Below are 19,836 nucleotides of genomic sequence, written 5' to 3'. Positions count from 1 at the left end.
AACCGATGTGACGCAGACATCGATTACCGACCCGAACGGGAACGTGAGGCAGGTGGCGTTCAATTCGAGTGGTTATGCGACGAGCACCACGTGGGCGTCGGGTAAGCCCGAAGCGCAGACGTTCACATACAGCCGAGGTGCTGGAACGAACTTGCTGCTTTCATCGACCGATGCGCTTTCGCGGACAACGAGCTACACGTACGATTCGATGGGCAACGTTTTGACGGCTACGGTGCTTTCGGGTACGGCGCAAGCGGTCACTACCACCTACACCTACGAGCCTGTGTATAGCCGGATAACATCTGTCACCGACGGACTCGGTCATGCGGTGACGTACCACTATGATGGCACCGGCAATGCGATCGAGGTCGACGACGCGCTCGGGCATGCGACGCACTTTACTTATAACGGCCTCGGGCAGATGACCACGGCCACTGATGCCTTGGGCAATACGACGACGTTTGGTTATCAGTATGGCGACGTGATCTCGGCGACGGATCCGCTAGGTAGAACGGTCACGCGGTTGACGGATAACGTCGGACGGCCGCTCTCGGTTTCAGATCCGTTAGGCAACGCCACGCGCTTCGATTACAACGGTCGTAGTTTGCCGGTTCGTGTGACCGATGCGCGCGGTGGCGTCACGAGTCTTGCATATGACGCGGATGGCAATCTGACGAACTTTACTGATGCGAAGGGGGGCGTCACTGCGTTCGCATACGATACGAAAGACCGAAGGGTGAGCCGTACGGATCCGCTGCAGGCGGTGGCGACCTATGCCTATGACGGCGATGACAATCTGACCCAGTTCACCGATCGGACCGGAAAGGTGACGACGTTCGGCTACGATGGGCTCAACCGGACGATATCCGCGGCATATGGGCAGACCGGCTCGGGAGGCAGCCTCACCGCGCCCGATGCGACGGTAAGCACGACGTACGACGCAGGCGATCGCGCGACGCAGGTCGTCGATAGTCAGGGCGGCACGATAACGCGCAGCTTCGATGGTCTGGATCGTTTGACATCGGAAACGACGCCACAGGGTACGGTCACGTACAACTACGATGCCGCGAACCGGCGTACGAGCCCACAGGTGGCGGGGCAAACAGCCGTGACGTATGCGTATGACAACGCCGATCGCCTCACCGGGATTACGCAGGGTAGCGCGCAGGTGGGATTCACGTACGACGCGGCAAACCGGCGTACGGCACTGACGTTGCCGAACGGAATCGTGGCGACGTACAGCTACGACACGGCGAATCAGCTCACTGGCATCAGCTACGCGAATGGCAGTACGGTGCTCGGTGATCTCAGTTATGCGTACGTGTCACCTTCCGGCATAAAGGAGCCGGGTATTTCCGGCATATAGGCGCCAGCAGAAGTGGGCAGAATCGAGCATCTTTGTGGTTCAAGAATGTGCCGTTTATCCGGCGTTTGCAAGGTTCAAGTGATGCTCCGGCAGGTGCCTCGGGCTGCGATATGAGTGCCCATCGAGCACGAGGCAGTAGGCGTTGTGACGCAGGCGGTCGAGCGTAGCCGAGGCCAGCAAGCGGTTAGCTGGAAACGCCTGATCCCATTCGGTCAGATCGAGGTTGCTCGTCACGATGGTGGAGGCCGCCTCGTAACGCTCGGCGATCAGTTCATGCAGATCCTCGTCGGCGGGCGGACGAAGCGGTTTGAGCCCGAAGTCATCGATGATCAACAATTCGACGCGCATTAAGCTGGCGAGCCGACGCTCGTAGGCGCCGGTGGCGCGTGCTGCGTTCAAGCTCGTTGTGAGCTGGGTGCAGGTGGTGAACAGCACGTCGACTCCCTGGCGCACGGCGCAATGGCCGAGGGCCTGCGCCAGATGGCTTTTACCGGTACCGCAGGGCCCGACGATGAGCACGGGTGCGTGCTCGCCCAGGTAACGACCGCCGGCCAGATCGTGTACCAGGGCACGGTTCAACTGCGGTAGCCGATCGAAGTCGAATTGCTCCAGCGTCTTGCTGGTGCGGAAGGCGGCGCGTCGCATGCGTAACGCAAACTTCTTCTGCTCGCGCCGGGCGACTTCGTCTTCGATCAGCAGCGCGAGGAAGTCGACGTAAGAGAGCTTCGCGTCGATCGCTTGGCGATTGCGCGCCTCCAGCGAGTCGAGGATGCCGGACAGGCGCAGTTGCTTCAGATGTGGGGTCAAGGCTGGCATGGGTTGCATGGCCATCTCCTGGGTCAGTGACGCACGTGGGCGTCGGGGGCAAACAGAGACTGGGCGTCGCGGGCGAAACGCGCGCTGGGCGCATGGATGTGTTCGTTCGAATCGGTGAGTGGTTGCTGATCGAAGCCGCCGACAAGGATCGTCTTGACGGTCCGATAGAAGGGACTGGCGTGTGCGAGCGCCCGAGCGCACGCCGCTTCCAGGCGCGAAGCTCCGTAGGGCTTCTGCAACCGCATGACGCCCTGCGCCGCACGCAGGCGTTCGAGAATGTGATCGGCCAGCAGCAGTTCGATGAGCTCGGCGCAAGCCGGCCCCACGCGCGTAGCTTGTTCGAGACACCACTGCCGATCGTGAGCGAGAAACGCGCGCGCCTCGGGCGGCAGGTGGTCGCGCACGGTAAGCCGATCGCCGGGGCGGCGGCCGCGTACGTGCGAAGCGACCAGTCGGTAATCGTCGTAGATACAAACCGAAGCATCCGTTGCACGCAGCCACAACCGTTTGCCGACCAACGAGAACGGCACGGAATACAGCACGCGCTGATGGGCGACATGGCAGTCTCGGTGAACCGAGACCTTGTGCCAGGTGCCCAGATCGGGGGCGACGGCTGGCAGCTCGCGCATCAGTGGCCGTTCGATCTCGAACAAATCGAGCGGTACTTTGCGTGTTGTACCGTGGATGCGACGCCCCGCTTCATGCATGACCCAGTGACGAGCCTGCTCGTTCAGATCCATGAAGTCGCGGAACTGGCGCAGCGGCAGGAAGTTGCCTTTTACGTATTTGACGCCGGCTTCGACGATGCCCTTCTTGGGCGGGTCCGCCGGCGGGCAGGGATCGATCCGGAAACCGTACCCTTCCGCGCATTCCGCGTAGGCGCGTTGCACGACAGGGTCGTAAGCGCAGGCACGCGTGATCGCGCACTTGGGGTTGTCGATGATCACGCGCGTGGGCACGGCGCCGAACCATTCGAAGGCGCGACGATGGCACCCGAGCCAAGTTGCGACCGTCTGGTCCCAGACGAACTCGACGTACTGATGTCGCGAGAAGGCAAGCGTCATCACGAACGCCCACGTGCGCCGCAGCACGCCGTCGGCGTCGGGCAGCATCGGGCCGGCACCGAAATCGACCTGCGCCGCTTCGCCGGGCGCAGAGCTGAGCGGCACGGTGGCCTCGGGCGGACGGTCCGCGTTGATCGAAACGATCATGCGATAAACCGACGAATAACTGCCGGTGTAGCCGTGCTCACGCCGCAAAGCGGCCAGAATCGCGGTGCCGGGCACTTGCTGCTCGATCCATGAGGCGATCAATGCGCGGTGGACCTCGAGCCCCGAGACGGTGGACCTAGCCTTGTGCGGCGGGCCGAGCGCCGCGGCGATCTCGGCGTCATCCGGTAACGGCGCATCGGGCTTGAGCCAGCCTCGTTGTTCGGCCAACTCTCGCAGTGCGGCGAGCTTGCGTCGGCCCATATAGCGACAGCGCGCCAGTTCGCGCTCGGAATCCCCGTGGCGCATGCGCACGAGAACCTGGCGATATTGATGCATCTCGATTCTCCGTCGGCCCATCGCAGCCTCCCTTGGGGGATCACGCCCCACAAGTTAAGCCTGCGATGAGCATCACGATCGAGATGCTCGATTCCTGCCCTGGCTCCTGGCTCCTATATGCCGGAAATCGACTGGCTCCTATATGCCGGAAACGCAGTGGCTCCTTTATGCCGAAAACGTCCCGGCTCCTTTATGCCGGAAGCCCAGTGGCTCCTATATGGCGGAAGATGACACGTACGACAATGCCGGACGGCGTACACAGATCGGCGGTTCGCTGGCGACGTTGACCTTGCCGGCGGCGATGACGAGTGCAACGTACGATGCGGGCAATCGGCTGACGAACTGGGCGGGTGCTTCGTTGACCTATGATGCGAACGGCAACCTGACGGGCGATGGAACTCTCAGCTACGGCTGGGATTAGCGCAATCGGCTCGGCTCGTCTCGCTTGCGGGCGCCGCGGCGGCAAGCTTCACCTACGATGCGACCGGACGTCGAGCTGGCAAGACCATCAATGGCACCACGACGAACTTTGTCTACGATGGTGCCAACTTTGTGCAGGAGCTCACGAGCGGCACGCCTACCGCGAACTTGCTGACGGGGCTTGGCATCGACGAAGTATTCAGCCGTACGGACGGCCTCGGCACGAGACATGTTGTGACGGACGCGCTGGGCAGTACGGTGGAGCTTACTGATGGCAGCGGGGCGGTCACGACCAGCTACGCCTACGAGCCGTATGGCAACACGACGGCGAGCGGCGAGGCGAATGCCAGTGCGGTGCAGTACGCCGGACGCGAGAAGGATGGCACCGGGCTCTACTACTATCGAGCACGCTACTATCACCCGGGATTCGGCCGCTTCGTCGGCCAAGACCCCATGGAGCTGGCGGGCGGGCCCAATCTTTACGCCTATGTTAATGGCGATCCCATTGATCTGACTGATCCATTAGGGCTATGTCCACCTCCGAAAGCCCCTGTAGTCCCTTGCCCCGGAGTCGGTGGTCAATCTTGTGGCGCTCCTGTTCAGTATGGTGGTGTCAATCCTCTCTATCCGAATGTGTGTAGCCAGTGTTTAATGAGGATTGGAGCTTGGCCATAGGAGGAGCTCCTGTGCCGAAGGAGCTAGATAAATGAATGTCGCGCCGCATATTGGTAAAGAGCTGGAGATGATGATCTCTGGGGAAAAGCCATTATCTATGTTTTGTTGCTCGGTAATGAGCGGGTTGGCGTATGAATATATTCCCGAGGATAAATTTGATGCATATGTCGAAAATGGACTGCTAGTCAAGGATGTTCTTGAGTTTCAAGCGTCGAATAGTCCGGTGGTAGTTACGAGATATGTGATGTATGCTCTTAAAGATGAGGCTTGGCGAATTCCCGCGATGAAGTTGGCGCTGCAGGCGATGAATAGAGTTGGGCGAGCTGATGAGAGTGTCGATAGAATAATTGGAGGTTTATTGGGTTATTCAGAAGAGGAAATAGATGAGTATATTGATGCGGGGCGTCATAATATTTACTGTAAAAAATGAATATAAATTAAAAGTGGGTGAGTTTATTTCGAAATAAGATCGCCCACTCTCATTTGTGGCTATGTAGCGATCCACTCAATGAACCGCCCCGGGAATCGTGGAGGCTGGTTGGTTTAAGTTGATGCCGGCACAGCAACTGCGTTGCAGAGTTGCCAGTAGTAGTTTGCCTCAGCTTCAGCGGGCGGGATATAGCCGAGCGGTTCCATGAGCCGATGGTGGTTAAACCAGGCGACCCATTCGAGTGTTGCCAATTCGATGGACTCACGCGTCTGCGAGCCCCTGTCGGAATGATGAATGAGCGTACCGTCATTGTCCGGCCGGCGAGCATAAAGCGCCTGTTCAAGTGCGTCGAGAACGAAGTCCGTGGTCATCGACGAACTGACGCGCCAGCCGACGCGATCAATTGCCTTGTTGCGCGCGAGATTGACGCGCCCGCCGGGGCGACGCCGATCGAATGGCGCTTGCTGACCAATCGCGACGTGCCAGATATGACCGAGGCCGCGGCTGATCGGTTGGTACCGCGCCCGCTGGGAGGTGGAAACCTTCTTTCACGTGCTGAAGAACGGTTGCCGAGTCGAGGCGCTACAACTGAGCACGATCGAGCGCATCGAGCGGGCGCTGGCGGTGTTCATGGGGGTGGCATGGCGCATTGCTCGTCTCATGCGGTTAGGTCGAACCTGCCCTGACCTCGATGCCGGACTGCTATTCGAGCCCGATGAGATTTCGCGTTAGAATACGCGGCGGGCGCGGCAGGGCGCCCGTTCTCGCGAAAGCCGCCGCACCTGCCTAGCAGTCGAACGATCCTCTCGGACGCATCGCAACCTCGACCTTCAAGCCGCAGCGAGAACGGCGCAATGAAAGGAGAGCGTTCATGTGGTCCACCGCCAATCCCACCCGTTCCGATGTTTCCCACGTCGAGTTTCTGCGCCACCATGCGCGCCGGTTGCTGCGCGCCGCGCACGCCGACGCTAGCCGCGCTTTGCCCGTGCTGAGGCGAATCAAGGCGGCCAGTGTGGTTCCGGCGCACACGCTCGCCGAACTCTTCGCTGCGCGCGAAGGGATTCGGCTCAAGCACGTACTCAACATGCTCGCGGCCGAGCTTGGCTACCCCGATTGGGCCGCTTGCAAGCGCGGCGTAGATACGCGTCCGCGTGCCGAACTCGATGCATTGCGCTTCGATGCGGGATGCTTCGCCGATTTCGCGACCAACTGGTTTCCTGACCACGCAACGGCCCACGCCTGGCAGGCCGAGCATGGCGGCTACCTCGTACGCTATGGCGTGCAGACGGTAGCGATCCTGCACGGCACGCCATAGGTGCAAGCAAGCCGATGAGCGATGCGTAATAGCCATTCGCTCCACGGTACGTCGTTTCGCTCGTTCGCTGCGAGCGGCCGGAATGCGCGCGTTATCTTCATGTCCGGCTCGTCAAGGAGATCGGATGTTGCCGATGCGCTTAGCGGTATTGGCGGGAAGTACGGCGTGCGCGTTGTGGTTTGCATCGGCAAACGCGCTGGCGCAGGCTTTTCCCGGGCCTGGCGACCCGTCGTGCTCGGCGTCGGCGCCAGGGCAGGCGTGCGCCGGATCTGCCCCGGCGGGACGTTGCGAAGAGGCCCGGCTACCCGGGGCGAGGCCGGATCATGAATGCGTGCGCGAACTCCGGTTACGGGAGGAGCGGCTGCGCGACGAGCGCGTTCATGAGCAACGGTTGCGCGACGAGCGCATCCACGAACAACGGTTGCACGACGAACGAGTTCATGAGCAACGGCTGCACGACGAGCGCATCCACGAACAGCGAGTGCACGACGAGCGCGTCAGAGAAGACCGGTTGCGCGCCAGGCACCGGTGAGGTTCGGGAGGGCGCATATTCAAGCGCCGATCCCGATCAACTCGGCGAAACAACCACCGTACACGTCGTGCCGGCGGCAAGCATGACGCCCGCCGGCACGTCGTCGATATGGATGCGCACCGGCACGCGCTGAGCCAAACGTACCCAGTTGAACGTCGGATTCACATCGGCGACGAGTTGCCGGCTTTGCGGATTGTCGCGGTCGTAAATGCCGCGTGAAATGCTTTCGACATGGCCTTTCAGCGTGCCGCCGCTCATGAGGCGAATCTCGGCCTTGTCGCCAATCTTCACGCGCGGCAGCTTCGTTTCCTCGAAATACCCATAGACCCAAAACGAGCGGCTGTCGATGATCGCAAGCTTCGGCGCGCCCGCCGTCGCATAGTCGCCGCGGTAAAGCGACAGGTTGGTGACATACCCGTCCACAGGCGAGACGACGATTGTGCGCGCAAGATTGAGCTTCGCCGCGTCGAGCGCTGCGAGTGCCTGCCGATACTGCGCTTCGGCCGACGCGGCCGATTGCGATGCGTTCTCGCGGCTTTCCTTCGAGACGACGAGACTGTCCATATCGGCGCGCCGTTGGGCATCGGCACGGCGCATCTGCCACTCGGCCCGGCGCGCTGCGACGGCCGCTTCGGCCTGCTCGACGGCAACCTGATAGTGCGATGGGTCGATGCGCATCAGCACCTGGCCTTTCTTGACGAACCCGTTATCGACGACAGGCAGATCGACGACAGCACCGGATACATCGGGCGCAACATTGACGATCTCGGCGCGCACGCGCCCATCGCGTGTCCAGGGCTCGTCCATGTAGTGAATCCAGAGTGTGCGGCCGATCGCCAGCGCGGCGACGAACACCAGGGCCGTCGCAATGAAGCTGATGACGTAACGCCATGCCGGATGGTGAGCTGCGGAAGTGTTCATGATGGGCTCGAACGATGATTCAACGATAGACGGCCAGGCCGAGCGCGCCGCATACGGTCACGAGCAGGCTCGCGCGCAGCAGCGACGGATGCCAGACGAGGCGATACAGGCCCACGGCCGCAAGCAGGCGATCGAGCAGCCAGGTGAGCGCGGCACCGCCGACGCAAAGCGGTACGATGGCCGGTACGTAGGCGCCGAAAATGACGAGATCACGTGGCATGACGAGCTCCATGGTTGGGCGGCACATCGCCGCCTTCGTTCGCACGCCGCCCATGCGAGGCGAACGCCGCGAGCGGCGATTGCGGATCCATCAGCGCGGTGCGCAGGAAGTGCAAGTGGCTCAGGATGCGCTGCAGGCGATTGCGCTCTTCGCGTGGCGGCGCAAAGGCGACGAGCACCTGCCGGGTGGCGGCGATGGCGTCGACACTCGCCGCGAGCGCCGCGTCGAGACGCCTGCCGCGCGGGCGCTCGAACAGCGCCGCAAGCTCGCGCTCCGCGGCTGCGATGCTGCGCCGCCAGGGCATCGTCGGCGCATAACGCGCGTCGCGCGGCAGCGCGACGAGCTCGCTGCGCAGATCGATCACGGCGTGGCCGACTTCGAGTACGGCGACGAGCCAGGCCAGCGCATCGCGCTGGGCGGCCGGCGTGCGTTCGGCCACCGCGTACGCCTGGAACGCGATATCGCGGGCGCGGCTTTCGAAGCGGGCCCGTACGCTGGCGAGCGGCGCGCGGCAGGCGAGCGCCACCTGGCGCCGCAAGTCGGCAACGAGATGGCCGATGAGCCAGGGCGTGGAGGGCGGCAGCAGCACAGCGAACGCGGCGGCACAGGCAACCATCGACAAAATCAGCGCGAGCGTGTTGTCGGCAAATCCGGCCGGATCGTACTGCATGACGTTGTCGGGCCCCGCCAGCACACAAAAGAAAATGCAGAAGCCCGCGCCGATGCCGGCCAGCTTGGGCCGCGTGGCAAGAAACACACCGAACGCGAGCGGCGGCGCCAGCACCGCCCATAGGAGGGCAAGCCCATCGATACGAGGGTAGACGCCGAACACGACGATCGCGCCCGCCGCTGCCGCCAGCAATGTTCCGATGCTCATCTGCAGCGCCATGCGGGTCGGGCGCGGCGACGATGACGCGAGCGCGCAAACCGCCGCTGCATTCAACACGAGCGTGGCGCCGCTCGGCCACGCGGTGGCGAGCCAGAACGCGCTCAGCGCGGCCATGACGATGGCGCCCCGCACGCCGGCGATTGCGGTGACGACGGCGCTCGTTTTCGGCTCGTAGCGCTCCGGCGAACGTTCGCGCGCATGGCTGGCCGTTGCGAGCGACGCATAGGTTTGCGCATAAGCGTGCATGTCGTCGACGAAACGATAGAGCAGCTCGGAAGCAGTATCGAAGTCGAGCAGTGCCGAATCGGATAGCGCGCTCAGCTGCTCGCGCGTTGCGCGCATGCGGCTTGGCAGCTCGCGCTTGAAGTGCTGAAGCCGGTCGGCGGAGCGTGTCGCATCGGCTGCCCTGAGCACCGGCTCGCCCGGCGTATAGAGCATCGGTGCAAGCTCGGAGAAATACGGTTCGAGCGCGTTGATGATCTCACGCGCGCCCGCAGCGCGCAGGCGGTTCATCAACTGATGCAGACTGTGAAAGCGAGTAGAGGCCGTCATGAACTCGCGGTTCAAACGAGCGAGGCGCCCGCTACGCAAGCGGGCATCGTGGCTTTCGAAGACGGCGATGCTGCGCATGGCCTCGAAGCCGACGATCTCGGCCAGAAAGCGCGCGTTGGTACGCTCGATCTGCTCGCGTGCCATGTTCCCGGCGAGCGCGGATGCCACGTACTCGACGAACTTCGAAAAGCGCGCGCGCACGGTGCTGCGCATCTGGTCGCTGGCATGCTGCGGCAACACGAGTGCGCTCACGAAGCCGGCACATACGACGCCGAGCGAAACTTCGGCGGCGCGCGTGAGCGCGGCGAGAAACGCGCCGTCGGGATGCTGCGCGGCGGGAATGCCGATCAGCGCGGCCGTATAACCCGCGAGCAGAAACCCGTACGAGCGGAAATTGCGGTTGCGCGCCGCGCCGGCCGTGCAGATGCCGGTCCAAAGTGCGAGCGCGCCAAGAAACAACTCGGGCTGCTGCGAGAACAGAGCAACGAGCGCAAGTGTGGCGACGAGGCCGACGAGCGTACCGCCGATCCGGTAGAAGCTCTTCGCGAGCACGGCGCCGCTTTGCGGCTGCATGACGATGAAGACCGTGGTCATGGCCGTGCGGGGTTGCGGAAGATCGAGCCGCAGCGCAATGGCAAGCGCGGCGAATGCTGCCAGCAGCGCCTTGGCCACGTGTATCCACGTGCGCCCCTCGGTGTCCCACCAGTCGCTCAGCGCGGCGCGCCCAGCCGCGGTACGGGAGACGATAGCGTTCGCGTTGTCGGACATCATCGCTCGCCCCATCATCGTGTCGACGGGGTGCCGGCACGCGCGGCCTGCACGCTATGCGCCGGCATCAGGTGTTCGTCGGCCGGCCCGTCGGCGGGCGTCGCCAATCCACCGCCCAGCGCGGTCATCAGCGTGGCATAGGCCGCGAGCCGCGCGGCACGAATTTCGGCGACGCGTTCTTTGGCGCTGAGCCAGCGCGTCTCTTCGACGATGACATTGACGTAATCGGTGAGCCCCCGCTGGAAGCCGCGATCGGCGAGGCGATAGCTGCGCTCGGCGGCATCGGCGGCGCGCTCGGCATCGTGCTGCTGCATGTCCAGCGAGCGCAGGCGCACCGTTGCATCGGCGATTTCCTTGAGCGCGCCGACGATCGATTGATCGTAGCGGGCAACCGCCACGTCATAGCTCGCGGCGGCTGCGCCGAGGCGCGCACGCAGGGCGCCACTGTCGAAGATGGGCAGCGACAGCGCCGGTCCGCCGGTCCAGCCGCCGCTCGCAGCGCGCAGGAAACCGAATAGCGGACCGGCCGCCGCGTAGCCGCCGAGCGTTGCCACCAAGTCGACGTTCGGATAGAACGCCGCGTGCGCCACGTCGATGCCGCGTGCCTCGCCGGCCACAGTCCAGCGCGCGGCGGCGACATCGGGCCGATGACCGATCAGCTCGGCCGGCAGGTGGGTAGGAAGCTCTGCACGTGCATTCAGTGCAAGTGCCGGGCGCACGAGGGTGGCACCGGCACCGGGACCTTTGCCGAGCAGTGCGGCAAGCTGGTTTCGATCGAGTTCGATGGCCTCCCGGCGCGCCTCGACGGTCCGTTCATACTCGGGCAGCGGCGCCTCGGCCTGGCTGAGCTCGAGCTGCGTGCCGATGCCACCGGCGAGGCGCCGCCGCGCCAGGTCGGCCAATTGCCGCTGGCGCGCGAGCACATCGGTCGCGATATCCAGCAAGGCGTAATGCTGAGCGAAATCGATATAAGCGCGTACGACGTTGGCCTCGATTTCGAGCTGGGCGGCACGCGCATCGGCCGTGCGTGCGTGTGCGACATCGAGCGCTTGCTCGGTCGCGTTCTTTTCGTGCCCCCACAAGTCGAGGCGGTACGACAGGCGCAAGGCACCCGTATTGTTCCAGGTGGTGCGTCCCGCGAGCGGTCCGGGACCGTAATAGACGTTCTCCGGCCAGTGCTGTCGCGTGATATCGAGGCTGCCGGCGACCTGCGGACCTTCGGCTGCCTCGGCCACGCCTGCTATCGATGCCGCTTCGCGCACGCGGGCCGAAGCGGCCGCGAGTGTCGGGTTCGACGCGATTGCGGTATGCACGAGCGTATCGAGCTGAGGGTCGCCGAACGTCTGCCACCAGTCGGTCTTCGGCCACTGCGCGCTCGCGTTCGCTGCGTCGATGGCGGGACCGACATCGAGCGTCGCGGCGTCCGGCAGTTGCGCCTGCGGTGTAATGCCGTGCGTGCTTGCGCAGCCGGTCATTATCATCAGTAGTGCAAGAAACGAGAACATCATGCCTCGTTTCCCGATCCGCAGTAGCACGATTCTCTCCTCGACAGCGGTAATAGACTGAATCGATTATATTTTTTGCCTCATTGTGGAATAAGCGGTAAGGATGTAAGAGATCTTTGCAGTTTTTGAGATAATCGACTTTGCGGGCCGTGCAACAATCGAGCCGCATCGTTGAAGGGAAAACCGGGCTATGGACACGCTTCAGAACATGCGCGTTTTCGCGCGCGTCGTCGAATCGGGCAGCTTCACCGCGGCCGCGCAGCATTTGAATACGACGACCGCTTACGCTTCGCGCGCGGTATCCGATCTGGAGGCGCATCTGCACACGCGTCTTTTGAATCGCACGACGCGGCGCATTGCGCTCACCGAGGCGGGCGAGCGTTACTTGCGCCGCTGCCAGCAAATCCTTGCCTACGTGGAAGAGGCGGAGGCCGAAGCAAGCGATGCCCACGCGCGACCGTCGGGGAAACTGCGCATGCACGCGATGGCGAGCTTCGGCGGACATTACGTCGTGCCCGCGATCGGCCGCTACCGGCAGCGCTACCCGGACGTGTCGGTCGAACTCACGTTGGCGCAGCGCACCCCCGATCTGCTCGACGAAGGCTTCGACGTCTCGCTGGTACTCGGCTACCACCTGCCCGATTCGGGGTTGATATCGCAGCGGCTCGGCACCGCGTTCAGCATCGCGTGCGCATCGCCCGCCTATCTCGAACGGCACGGCGTGCCCAAAACGCCGGGCGAACTGGCCGATCACGTCTGTCTGCGGCTCGTGACGCCGGGTTCGACGTTCGACAAATGGGATTTCGACGGCCCCAACGGCGCCGAAACGTTCGTGCTGCCTCCCGCACCGTTTCAGGTCAACGGCGCGGAGGCAATGGCAATGGCCGTGCGCGAGGGCATGGGCATCGCCGTATTGCCGACCTATACCGTCATGCGAGGTTTGAAAAGCGGCGACCTGCGTTGGGTCCTGCCCGACTATACGTCGCAGCCGATGAACATCCACGCGCTCTATTCGTCACGCGAATATCTCGATGCGAAGATCAGGACGTGGGTGGATTTCATGCGCGCAGAACTGCCCGCGACGCTGGCTGCGGAGCAAGCCGCGCTTCGGCAATTCGCATCGACCTGAAAGGCGTCACGCGGGGTGCGCGCGACGCTCGACGCCGTCAGTGTTTCCGGCGCCAGTCGAGCATGTGATGGGCCGAGAGCCAGTGGTGAAGGATGCCTTCGCCATGTTCGCGCTTGTACGAGCGCGATTCGAAGATTGTCAGCCCGACCAGCACCAGCAGGCCCACTCCGAGTCCGACCAGGCCGGCGATCGATTCAGCGTCCATGGATGCCTCCTTTCGCCATGAAGCGACGAGTACATATTAGGACACTTCTTGGCGAATCGGAGGGCTCGCGCAGCGCTAAGCGGGGCAGGGGGCGTCAGCCGCGCGCCTGCACGCAGACCCACGGTGAGACGACCACGGCCCAGAGTTCGGGGTCGCGCTCGGCGAATTCCGCCGCCGTTTCGGCTTGCAGCCGCTCGACGAGTCCGGCCGACAGCCATTGCGCCACTTGTTGCGAATCGTCTGCGGCAACGGCTTCGGCCACGCTCACGAGGTCGAGATCGCGTGCGACGAGCAGCAGCATGCCCCGCGCAAAAAAGCGCTCCAGCTCGCTCCAGCCGATCTTGGCCGTTTCGCCGAGCAGTTTCAGATAGAGCGGGCTGTGTTGGCCGTTGCCGGCGTCGGGGTGTTCGGAACTCATGATGGGAATATGCGGTTCAAGGCGGGCGTCACTATAACTGATTGCCGGTTTTCGATGCGCGGTTGTATCGGGTAACGGGCGGTAATGGCGGACTGTCCGGCACGCTAAAATCCGTCGTCGCTCAAATGGCTACCCGATCTTTCACTTCAAAGGACATCCGCTCATGGCAGCGATTTCGACTTCGCGCTACGACCCATTTGCCCGCGTTTTGCATTGGCTCATCGTCGCACTGATCGTCGTGCAGTATGCGCTCGCATGGACGATGCCCGCGATTCATAGAGGGACCCGGCCGGTCGGCCTCATTACGTGGCATCTCGAGATCGGCACCGTCATCATCGCGGTCATGCTGGTACGAATCGTTTGGCGCCTGCTGCGGCGCGAACCCGAGGTCGTCGAAACGACGCCCTCGATGCGCCTCGTCGCGCGCCTCACGCATGGCCTTCTTTATGCGCTTCTCATCGTGCAGCCGGTGATGGGCTGGATCAACGCTTCATCGCGCGGCTGGCACGTCACGCTATTCGGCGCCGTTCCGTTGCCGGCGCTTTCCCCCACCGGCTCGCCGCTCGGCCATGAAATGGGCGACCTTCATCAGGTGCTCGCCTGGGGGTTGCTGGGTCTCATCGGCCTGCATCTCGCCGGTGCGCTTTATCATCACTTCATTTTGCGCGACGGCGTGCTTCGGCGCATGGCCTGATGCCCGCCGTCGCGGGTCGCGCCTAAACCGAGTCTGGCGGGCTCTCGCGCAGCGCACGGCGAATGATTTTGCCGGTCGCCGTCATCGGCAGGTTCGTCACGAAAGCGACGGCCCGAGGATATTCGTGCGCGGCAAGGCGCGTCTTCACGTGCTCCTGAATTTCGCGCTCCAGTGCGGGCGACGGGGCAAAGCCCGGGTTCAGTACGATGAACGCCTTGACGATCTCGGTTCGCGTCGGGTCGGGTACGCCGACGACGGCCGCGAGCCGCACGGCGGGGTGGCCGAGCAGGCAATCTTCGATGGGCCCCGGGCCGATCCGGTAGCCGGCGCTCGTGATGACATCGTCGTTGCGGCCGACGAAGCGGAAAAAGCCGTCCTCGTCCAGCACGCCGAGATCGCCCGTCAGCAGATAATCGCCGGCGAACTTCTCGCGGGTCGCTTCCTCATTGCGCCAATAACCGAGGAACATCACCGGATCGGGCGAACGGATGCCGATGTTGCCTTCGGTGCCCGGCGGCAGTTCGCGTCCTTCGTCGTCGACGATCGCGACGCGATGGCCCGGCACGGCTTTGCCGATCGAGCCGATGCGCGGCTCGAACAGCGTGCTGCACGAACTGAGTACGACGTTGCACTCGGTTTGCCCGTAGAACTCGTTGAGCGTGACGCCAAGCGCCGCGCGTCCCCATTCGATCAACTCTTCGCCGAGCGATTCGCCCCCGCTCGAAACCGCGACGAGCGAAAGCGCGTAGCGCTCGCGCGGCGAGCCGACGGTACGCAGCATCTTGAGCGCCGTGGGCGGCAAGAATGCATGCGTGACGCCATGGCGGGCCATCAGCTCGAACGCGGCTTCGGGCTCGAACTTCTCGAAGCGGCGCGCAAGCACCGGCACGCCGTGGTGCCAGGCGGGCAGCAGAACGTCGAGCAGTCCGCCGATCCAGGCCCAATCCGCCGGCGTCCATATCATCCGCGCATGGTCGGGGAAGAACGACAGCGGCATCTCGACGCCGGGCAGGTGGCCGAGCAGGACGCGGTGGCCATGCAACGCACCTTTCGGTTTGCCGGTCGTGCCCGAGGTGTAGATGATGACCGCGGGGTCGTCGGCGTGCGTATCGGCTGGCGTGAACTCGGGCGAGTGGGATTCGAGCTCGGGCCAGAAGGCGAGCGCCTCGGGTAGCGCCGCGAACGGGGCATCGCCATCGATGCAGTACACCGCTTTCAACTCGGGCAGCGCGGCGCGGATCGGTGCGATTTTCGCGAGGCCGGCCGCGTTCGTGACGAGTGCCGCGGCACCGCTGTTGGCAAGGCGATATTCGAGCGCTTCCTGACCGAACAGCGCGAACAGCGGCACGGCAACCGCCCCCAGCTTGTAGGCCGCCAGATGGGCAAGCGCCGTTTCGGGCGCCTGCGGCAGGAAGATGCCGATGCGCTCGCCGCGGGTAATGCCGCGAGCCGCGAAGCTCGATGCAAGCCGGTTCGAGAGCGCCTTCAAGTCGTCGAAGCTGTAGCGCGCGATCGTGCCGTCGCTGCTTTCGTATACGAGGGCAAGGCGGCCGCTTCCATCGGCCCATTTGTCGCACACATCGACGCCAATGTTGTAGCGTGCGGGAATGTGCCACGCGAAAGAACGCGCGAGGGTTTCGTAGGTATCGGTCTTCGTCAGCATATCTGTCTCGCTCCAGCAATTCGTCCGACGCTTGATTGAACTGATTGGAAATGACCGCAATTACATAATAATTTCTGAAGAAAGATTTCGCCGTTAAATCAGCTTAATCCTCATTGAATCATCGTTTCCCTGACATTACCTCGGCTTTGCCGGACATTTGGATCGCTTGCGGCCCCCCGGCGATTGTGGGCGTTGCACCGAACGACTAGATTGCTACTCGGCGCACGGCGAACCGGTCCTTTGCCTCAATGCGCCGAACCCCCGTTGGCCCGGCACTGCCGGGCCTTTTTTTACGGCCCCAGTTAGCGCTTTAGCGCTTACTGGGGCCCAATGCAGAGCAACGGGCGACCGGCGGGCGTCGTGCGAGAGGCGCAATAATCATCAGGACTACTGACCGTTGCGCTTTCAACGTGTCGGCAGATAGCGCGCGGGATCGATCGACTGTCCTTTGTACCGCAATTCGAAGTGCAGCGCGACACGATCGTTGTCGCTGTCGCCCATGGCGGCGATTTGCTGGCCTTGCGAGACCGTCTGGCCTTCCTGCACCAGCAATTTGCTGTTATGAGCATAGGCGGTGAGATAGTCCGCGTTATGTTTGACGATGAGCAGATTACCGTAGCCGCGCAGGCCGTTGCCCGCGTAGACGACGGTTCCGCCAGCCGCGGCGACGACGGGCGTACCCAGCGCATTGGCGATGTCGATGCCCTTCGAGCTGGCGCCATCGAAGGTGCGCACGGTCGTACCTTGGGCGGGCCACACGAGTGCGATGCGCGAGGAGGGCACGGGCGTGGCCTCGGTGGCGGAACCCGCGCGGGGCGTGACGCCCGCGGAGGCGGTGCCGGGTGTCGTGCGGACGTCGCCAGGTGCGGTACGCGTCGAGCCCGCACCGGGCGGGGCCACGCGCAGCACTTGTCCGACCTCGATGGCATCGGGGTTCGTGAGATTGTTCCAGCGCACGATGCTCGGTATCGATTGGCGGTGTGCACGCGCAATCTTCGATATCGTGTCCCCGCGTTCCACGCGGTAGTACCCCGGCGCGACACCGGGCGTGCCGCATGCGGCCAGCGTCGCCGCCATCGCGGCGGCGGCCAGCCGCCTCATCGTTGTTCTCGACATTGATCCTCGCTTGAACGACACGAGCGAGCCGCGGCAGCCCCGGCGGGCGGCGCGGCGCGCCCCAAACGTCGGATTTTAACGGCTTGCGAGCGCGCGGCGGCGATGTCGGCCCACAGTCAGCCGGCAGTCAGCCCACAGTCAGTCGGCAGTCAGCCGATATTCGAGACCGAAATGCGCAGGATGGCCGTGTGGCTCTCCCCCCGGGCGATCCAGCGCAAGCCGAAGCCGTTATGGATCGCGTCGGGCAGCCCGAGCCAGGGTTCCACGCAGTAGAAGTCGGAAGTGTCTTTCTCCGTCCACGTCGTCACCGCATACCAGGGCACCGAACCCGGCCGGTCGAGATCGATCTCGATCCGCTTGCGAAGCGGTGGGCAGACGATGCTGATCGGCGCGGACGGAATCGCACGCAGACAATGGAAGCGGTCGTGGATGCGTGCCTCGTCGAGCGTGTAGCTCGGCTCGCCCGGGACCGGCGCGGTGATGGCGCCGTCGTCGAGCTGGTGCCGCCGGTCCGTCGCGGGCAGCTCGAGCGTGGTGTGCGCGCGCATCTCATGCGGCAGTGCGAAATAAAAATGGTGGCCGGGGTAGGACGGCAGCGGCTGGGTGCCGGTATTGGCCGTGGTCAGCGACACCTCGAGCGTCTGGTCATCGACGAGCCGGTAGCAGGCTTCGAAACGGAAGGCGAACGGGTAGGCTTCGCGGGTCTCCTCCGTATCGGTCAGCGTCATGCGGATGCCGCGCCCGTCGGCATCGACCGTGGCCGCGAACGGCAAATCGCGCGCAAAGCCGTGCATCGGCATGTGCCGCACGACGTCCGCGCTATCGCGCCATTCTCCGAGCCGGCCGTCCACGCGATGGCGGCCGAGAAACGGGAAAAGCAGCGGATTGCCGCCGCGCACACGGGCGAGCTGACTCCAATCCGCCTGATCGGGCCAGTAGATGACCGGTTCGGCGCCGATGTCCCAGGAGAGCAGGCGGCCGCCGAATTGAGGTGCGACGCGAATGAGCGAGTCGCCGTGGCGCAGTTCTACGATGTCGTGATCTTGAAAGCGGGTCATCATGGTCCGTGGGTAGCGGGGAAGAGGCGGCGCAGGCCACCGGGCCGGTGTGCGCCGAAGCCGATATTGTGCGCCAGCTGCGGCTTGGGAAAAACCCTTGCTCGGGAAATCTCGACTTTGTCCGGCATGGGGGGATGCCCATAATGCGACTTTCGTGCCGCCCGAAACGGTTGCCGGTGCCGCCCCTCCCGTCCCTCTGGAGAACGCATGGATCTCGCAATGGCAATGGCGCTCACGCTGTTCGGCATGTTTGCCGGCAGCACGGCGCTGTTCTTTTATCGCATCGCCCGCTGATCGTTCGCGGCGAATGTCTCGATCCGCCCCGCAACGTCTGCGCGGGCGGCCCCTCTGTCCTTTCGGTGACAGTCTGTCCCGGCGTGCCGTGACAGACAGCGTTGCTTGCGCGGCAAGCGTCCGTCCTTCGACGGCCGGGCACGCCCGGCGCGACGCGCGCATTCGTCCCCTCGCTTCGGCATGAACTCTGCTTAGACCCGGGGCCGGCTGAAGCGGCCTTGCGCGAGGAGCGCGCGTTTCGCGCGCGGCGCTCGGCTATGCGGCGGGTGGGGGATCGATCGATGGCATTGGGGGAAGAGCTTCAAGACTGGCGTAGCGACGCCTTGCGCCTCGAAGACGAGGTGGGCAAGGTCGTCATCGGCCAGCAGCAGACCATTCGCTTGATCACCGTCGCGCTGTTCGCGCGCGGCCACGTCCTGCTCGAAGGCGGGGTGGGCGTCGGCAAGACCACGGTGTTGCGCGCGTTCGCGCGTGCCGTCGGCGGAGCGTTCGAGCGCATCGAAGGCACGATCGACCTGATGCCCGGGGATCTCGTCTATCACACCTATGTCGATGCGCAAGGTAAGCCTCGCATCGATCCGGGGCCGCTCCTGCGGCGCGGCGAGCAGCTCACCACGTTCTTTTTCAACGAGATCAACCGCGCCCGTCCGCAGGTTCAATCGCTGTTGCTGAGGGCGATGGCCGAGCGCTCGGTCGCGGCGTTCGATCGCGAATATCGCTTCCCGCACATGACGGTGTTCGCCGATCGCAACAAGGTCGAGAAAGAGGAGACTTTCGAGCTCGCCTCGGCGGCGCGCGACCGGTTTCTCTTCGAGCTCAATATGCCGACCCCCGAGGACCCCGAGGTGCGGCGCGCGCTCGTCTTCGATACGGCGTTTCACGATGCGGACGCGCTCGTCGAGCAGGTGCGCCCGGGCGTCGTGGCCTGGGAACGGCTCAACGCGATGGGGGCGGCGATCCAGCGGGGCATTCACGCGAGCGCGGCGATCGAGCGCTATCTGCTCGATATCTGGCAGGCGACCGAAGCGCCGCAACGCTTCGGCGTGGCGCTCGAAGGCGTCGAGATGGATCGGCTGATTCTGGCCGGGGCAAGCCCGCGCGGCATGAGTGCGCTCGTGCGCGCCGCGCGCGTGAACGCGTGGCTGGGCGGCCGCTCGCATGTGAGCCCCGACGACATCCAAGCGGTGCTGCCCGCCGCGCTCGGCCATCGCGTCTTCTTTACGCCGATCTATGAGTTGCGCCGGCAGGAGTTGGCGCAGGCGCTGATCGACGCCATCGTCGCGCGGCTGGCGGTGCCCTGACC

General features: G+C 64.0%; 20 protein-coding genes and 2 pseudogenes. 9 read left to right on the top strand and 13 right to left on the bottom strand.

Features of this window, described 5'->3' with window-relative positions:
* Positions 1-7: 7 nt before the first annotated feature.
* Positions 8-1,366: a hypothetical protein gene (locus ACR9ZC_RS20050; protein ID WP_481581638.1), complete on the top strand. Its 1,359-nt coding sequence runs from the start codon at positions 8-10 to the stop codon at positions 1,364-1,366.
* Between the two features lie 54 nt (positions 1,367-1,420).
* Here ACR9ZC_RS20050 and istB read toward each other — a convergent pair whose 3' ends face one another.
* Together istB and istA are read right to left on the bottom strand one after the other, a co-directional pair.
* Entirely contained in the window at positions 1,421-2,191 is a 771-nt protein-coding gene (gene istB / locus ACR9ZC_RS20045) for an IS21-like element helper ATPase IstB (protein WP_481579760.1), read from the bottom strand.
* Positions 2,192-2,205: 14 nt separating this feature from the next.
* Positions 2,206-3,729 (bottom strand): IS21 family transposase, encoded by a 1,524-nt coding sequence (istA, locus tag ACR9ZC_RS20040; RefSeq protein WP_481581569.1) that lies wholly within the window; start codon positions 3,727-3,729, stop codon positions 2,206-2,208.
* Between the two features lie 217 nt (positions 3,730-3,946).
* Between istA and ACR9ZC_RS20035 the strand changes: the two genes are divergently transcribed.
* The 3 genes from ACR9ZC_RS20035 (at position 3,947) to ACR9ZC_RS20025 (ending at position 5,254) form a co-directional block, all read left to right on the top strand.
* Positions 3,947-4,150, top strand: a complete 204-nt coding sequence (locus tag ACR9ZC_RS20035; RefSeq protein WP_481581637.1) for a hypothetical protein — start codon at positions 3,947-3,949, stop codon at positions 4,148-4,150.
* Positions 4,151-4,281: 131 nt separating this feature from the next.
* Complete coding sequence (locus tag ACR9ZC_RS20030; RefSeq protein ID WP_481581636.1) at positions 4,282-4,824, top strand: RHS repeat-associated core domain-containing protein; 543 nt, start codon at positions 4,282-4,284, stop codon at positions 4,822-4,824.
* Between the two features lie 31 nt (positions 4,825-4,855).
* Complete coding sequence (locus ACR9ZC_RS20025; RefSeq protein WP_481581635.1) at positions 4,856-5,254, top strand: hypothetical protein; 399 nt, start codon at positions 4,856-4,858, stop codon at positions 5,252-5,254.
* A gap of 113 nt (positions 5,255-5,367) precedes the next feature.
* Here ACR9ZC_RS20025 and ACR9ZC_RS20020 read toward each other — a convergent pair.
* Positions 5,368-5,649, bottom strand: a pseudogene (locus tag ACR9ZC_RS20020) (IS3 family transposase); the annotation flags it as partial.
* Between ACR9ZC_RS20020 and ACR9ZC_RS20015 the strand changes: the two are divergent.
* Both ACR9ZC_RS20015 and ACR9ZC_RS20010 read left to right on the top strand, forming a co-directional pair.
* Positions 5,626-5,977 (top strand): annotated as a pseudogene (locus ACR9ZC_RS20015) (IS4 family transposase); the annotation flags it as partial. The pseudogenes ACR9ZC_RS20020 and ACR9ZC_RS20015 overlap by 24 nt on opposite strands.
* A 148-nt stretch (positions 5,978-6,125) precedes the next feature.
* Entirely contained in the window at positions 6,126-6,569 is a 444-nt protein-coding gene (locus ACR9ZC_RS20010; protein ID WP_481581634.1) for a hypothetical protein, read from the top strand.
* A gap of 346 nt (positions 6,570-6,915) precedes the next feature.
* On the opposite strand, the gene ACR9ZC_RS20005 is transcribed toward ACR9ZC_RS20010, so the two are convergent.
* Genes ACR9ZC_RS20005 through ACR9ZC_RS19985 form a run of 5 tightly spaced genes read right to left on the bottom strand, consistent with a single transcriptional unit; the run spans position 6,916 to position 11,956 of the window.
* Complete coding sequence (locus tag ACR9ZC_RS20005) at positions 6,916-7,095, bottom strand: hypothetical protein (RefSeq protein WP_481581633.1); 180 nt, start codon at positions 7,093-7,095, stop codon at positions 6,916-6,918.
* Between the two features lie 42 nt (positions 7,096-7,137).
* Positions 7,138-8,022 carry an efflux RND transporter periplasmic adaptor subunit gene (locus ACR9ZC_RS20000; RefSeq protein WP_481581632.1) on the bottom strand — a complete coding sequence of 295 codons (885 nt, stop codon included), beginning with the start codon at positions 8,020-8,022 and terminating at the stop codon, positions 7,138-7,140.
* Positions 8,023-8,041: 19 nt separating this feature from the next.
* Positions 8,042-8,242, bottom strand: coding sequence for a DUF1656 domain-containing protein (locus tag ACR9ZC_RS19995; RefSeq protein WP_481581631.1), 201 nt, complete (start codon positions 8,240-8,242; stop codon positions 8,042-8,044).
* Entirely contained in the window at positions 8,232-10,451 is a 2,220-nt protein-coding gene (locus ACR9ZC_RS19990; protein ID WP_481582720.1) for an FUSC family protein, read from the bottom strand. The genes ACR9ZC_RS19995 and ACR9ZC_RS19990 overlap by 11 nt, the downstream gene beginning before the upstream one ends.
* Positions 10,452-10,465: 14 nt before the next feature.
* Positions 10,466-11,956, bottom strand: a complete 1,491-nt coding sequence (locus ACR9ZC_RS19985; protein WP_481582719.1) for an efflux transporter outer membrane subunit — start codon at positions 11,954-11,956, stop codon at positions 10,466-10,468.
* A 190-nt stretch (positions 11,957-12,146) separates the two neighbouring features.
* Between ACR9ZC_RS19985 and ACR9ZC_RS19980 the strand changes: the two genes are divergently transcribed.
* Positions 12,147-13,085 (top strand): LysR family transcriptional regulator, encoded by a 939-nt coding sequence (locus ACR9ZC_RS19980; protein WP_481581630.1) that lies wholly within the window; start codon positions 12,147-12,149, stop codon positions 13,083-13,085.
* 37 nt (positions 13,086-13,122) lie between these two features.
* Here ACR9ZC_RS19980 and ACR9ZC_RS19975 read toward each other — a convergent pair whose 3' ends face one another.
* Both ACR9ZC_RS19975 and ACR9ZC_RS19970 read right to left on the bottom strand, forming a co-directional pair.
* Positions 13,123-13,290, bottom strand: a complete 168-nt coding sequence (locus ACR9ZC_RS19975; protein ID WP_331566023.1) for a hypothetical protein — start codon at positions 13,288-13,290, stop codon at positions 13,123-13,125.
* A 94-nt stretch (positions 13,291-13,384) separates the two neighbouring features.
* Positions 13,385-13,708 (bottom strand): DUF2288 domain-containing protein, encoded by a 324-nt coding sequence (locus tag ACR9ZC_RS19970; protein WP_331566021.1) that lies wholly within the window; start codon positions 13,706-13,708, stop codon positions 13,385-13,387.
* A gap of 163 nt (positions 13,709-13,871) precedes the next feature.
* Between ACR9ZC_RS19970 and ACR9ZC_RS19965 the strand changes: the two genes are divergently transcribed.
* Positions 13,872-14,402, top strand: a complete 531-nt coding sequence (locus ACR9ZC_RS19965; protein ID WP_481581629.1) for a cytochrome b — start codon at positions 13,872-13,874, stop codon at positions 14,400-14,402.
* A gap of 22 nt (positions 14,403-14,424) precedes the next feature.
* Here ACR9ZC_RS19965 and ACR9ZC_RS19960 read toward each other — a convergent pair whose 3' ends face one another.
* From ACR9ZC_RS19960 to ACR9ZC_RS19950, 3 genes are all read right to left on the bottom strand, one after another.
* Complete coding sequence (locus ACR9ZC_RS19960; RefSeq protein WP_481581628.1) at positions 14,425-16,065, bottom strand: acyl-CoA synthetase; 1,641 nt, start codon at positions 16,063-16,065, stop codon at positions 14,425-14,427.
* A gap of 405 nt (positions 16,066-16,470) precedes the next feature.
* Complete coding sequence (locus ACR9ZC_RS19955; protein ID WP_481581627.1) at positions 16,471-17,181, bottom strand: peptidoglycan DD-metalloendopeptidase family protein; 711 nt, start codon at positions 17,179-17,181, stop codon at positions 16,471-16,473.
* A gap of 149 nt (positions 17,182-17,330) precedes the next feature.
* On the bottom strand, positions 17,331-18,239 hold the full coding sequence (locus ACR9ZC_RS19950; protein ID WP_331566102.1) for an aldose epimerase family protein: 909 nt from the start codon (positions 18,237-18,239) through the stop codon (positions 17,331-17,333).
* Between the two features lie 575 nt (positions 18,240-18,814).
* Here ACR9ZC_RS19950 and ACR9ZC_RS19945 point away from each other — a divergent pair.
* Complete coding sequence (locus ACR9ZC_RS19945; protein ID WP_481581626.1) at positions 18,815-19,834, top strand: AAA family ATPase; 1,020 nt, start codon at positions 18,815-18,817, stop codon at positions 19,832-19,834.
* The last annotated feature ends 2 nt before the right edge of the window (positions 19,835-19,836 follow it).

This window comes from Trinickia sp. HAY1-2D, from assembly GCF_056754935.1.
Note: the sequence above shows the minus strand (reverse complement) of the source record. Positions and strands in the feature narration are given on the sequence as shown.

Bases quoted from the DNA above. Each gene is read 5' to 3' on its own strand.
- ACR9ZC_RS19965 (WP_481581629.1), top strand. From the start codon at position 13,872: ATGGCAGCGATTTCGACTTCGCGCTACGACCCATTTGCCCGCGTTTTG.
- ACR9ZC_RS19950 (WP_331566102.1), bottom strand. From the start codon at position 18,239: ATGACCCGCTTTCAAGATCACGACATCGTAGAACTGCGCCACGGCGAC.
- ACR9ZC_RS19945 (WP_481581626.1), top strand. From the start codon at position 18,815: ATGGCATTGGGGGAAGAGCTTCAAGACTGGCGTAGCGACGCCTTGCGC.
- ACR9ZC_RS19955 (WP_481581627.1), bottom strand. From the start codon at position 17,181: ATGTCGAGAACAACGATGAGGCGGCTGGCCGCCGCCGCGATGGCGGCG.
- ACR9ZC_RS19960 (WP_481581628.1), bottom strand. From the start codon at position 16,065: ATGCTGACGAAGACCGATACCTACGAAACCCTCGCGCGTTCTTTCGCG.
- ACR9ZC_RS19980 (WP_481581630.1), top strand. From the start codon at position 12,147: ATGGACACGCTTCAGAACATGCGCGTTTTCGCGCGCGTCGTCGAATCG.
- ACR9ZC_RS19995 (WP_481581631.1), bottom strand. From the start codon at position 8,242: ATGCCACGTGATCTCGTCATTTTCGGCGCCTACGTACCGGCCATCGTA.
- ACR9ZC_RS20000 (WP_481581632.1), bottom strand. From the start codon at position 8,022: ATGAACACTTCCGCAGCTCACCATCCGGCATGGCGTTACGTCATCAGC.
- ACR9ZC_RS19970 (WP_331566021.1), bottom strand. From the start codon at position 13,708: ATGAGTTCCGAACACCCCGACGCCGGCAACGGCCAACACAGCCCGCTC.
- ACR9ZC_RS19975 (WP_331566023.1), bottom strand. From the start codon at position 13,290: ATGGACGCTGAATCGATCGCCGGCCTGGTCGGACTCGGAGTGGGCCTG.
- ACR9ZC_RS20035 (WP_481581637.1), top strand. From the start codon at position 3,947: ATGGCGGAAGATGACACGTACGACAATGCCGGACGGCGTACACAGATC.
- ACR9ZC_RS19990 (WP_481582720.1), bottom strand. From the start codon at position 10,451: ATGTCCGACAACGCGAACGCTATCGTCTCCCGTACCGCGGCTGGGCGC.
- istB (WP_481579760.1), bottom strand. From the start codon at position 2,191: ATGCAACCCATGCCAGCCTTGACCCCACATCTGAAGCAACTGCGCCTG.
- ACR9ZC_RS19985 (WP_481582719.1), bottom strand. From the start codon at position 11,956: ATGTTCTCGTTTCTTGCACTACTGATGATAATGACCGGCTGCGCAAGC.
- ACR9ZC_RS20010 (WP_481581634.1), top strand. From the start codon at position 6,126: ATGTGGTCCACCGCCAATCCCACCCGTTCCGATGTTTCCCACGTCGAG.
- istA (WP_481581569.1), bottom strand. From the start codon at position 3,729: ATGCATCAATATCGCCAGGTTCTCGTGCGCATGCGCCACGGGGATTCC.
- ACR9ZC_RS20025 (WP_481581635.1), top strand. From the start codon at position 4,856: ATGAATGTCGCGCCGCATATTGGTAAAGAGCTGGAGATGATGATCTCT.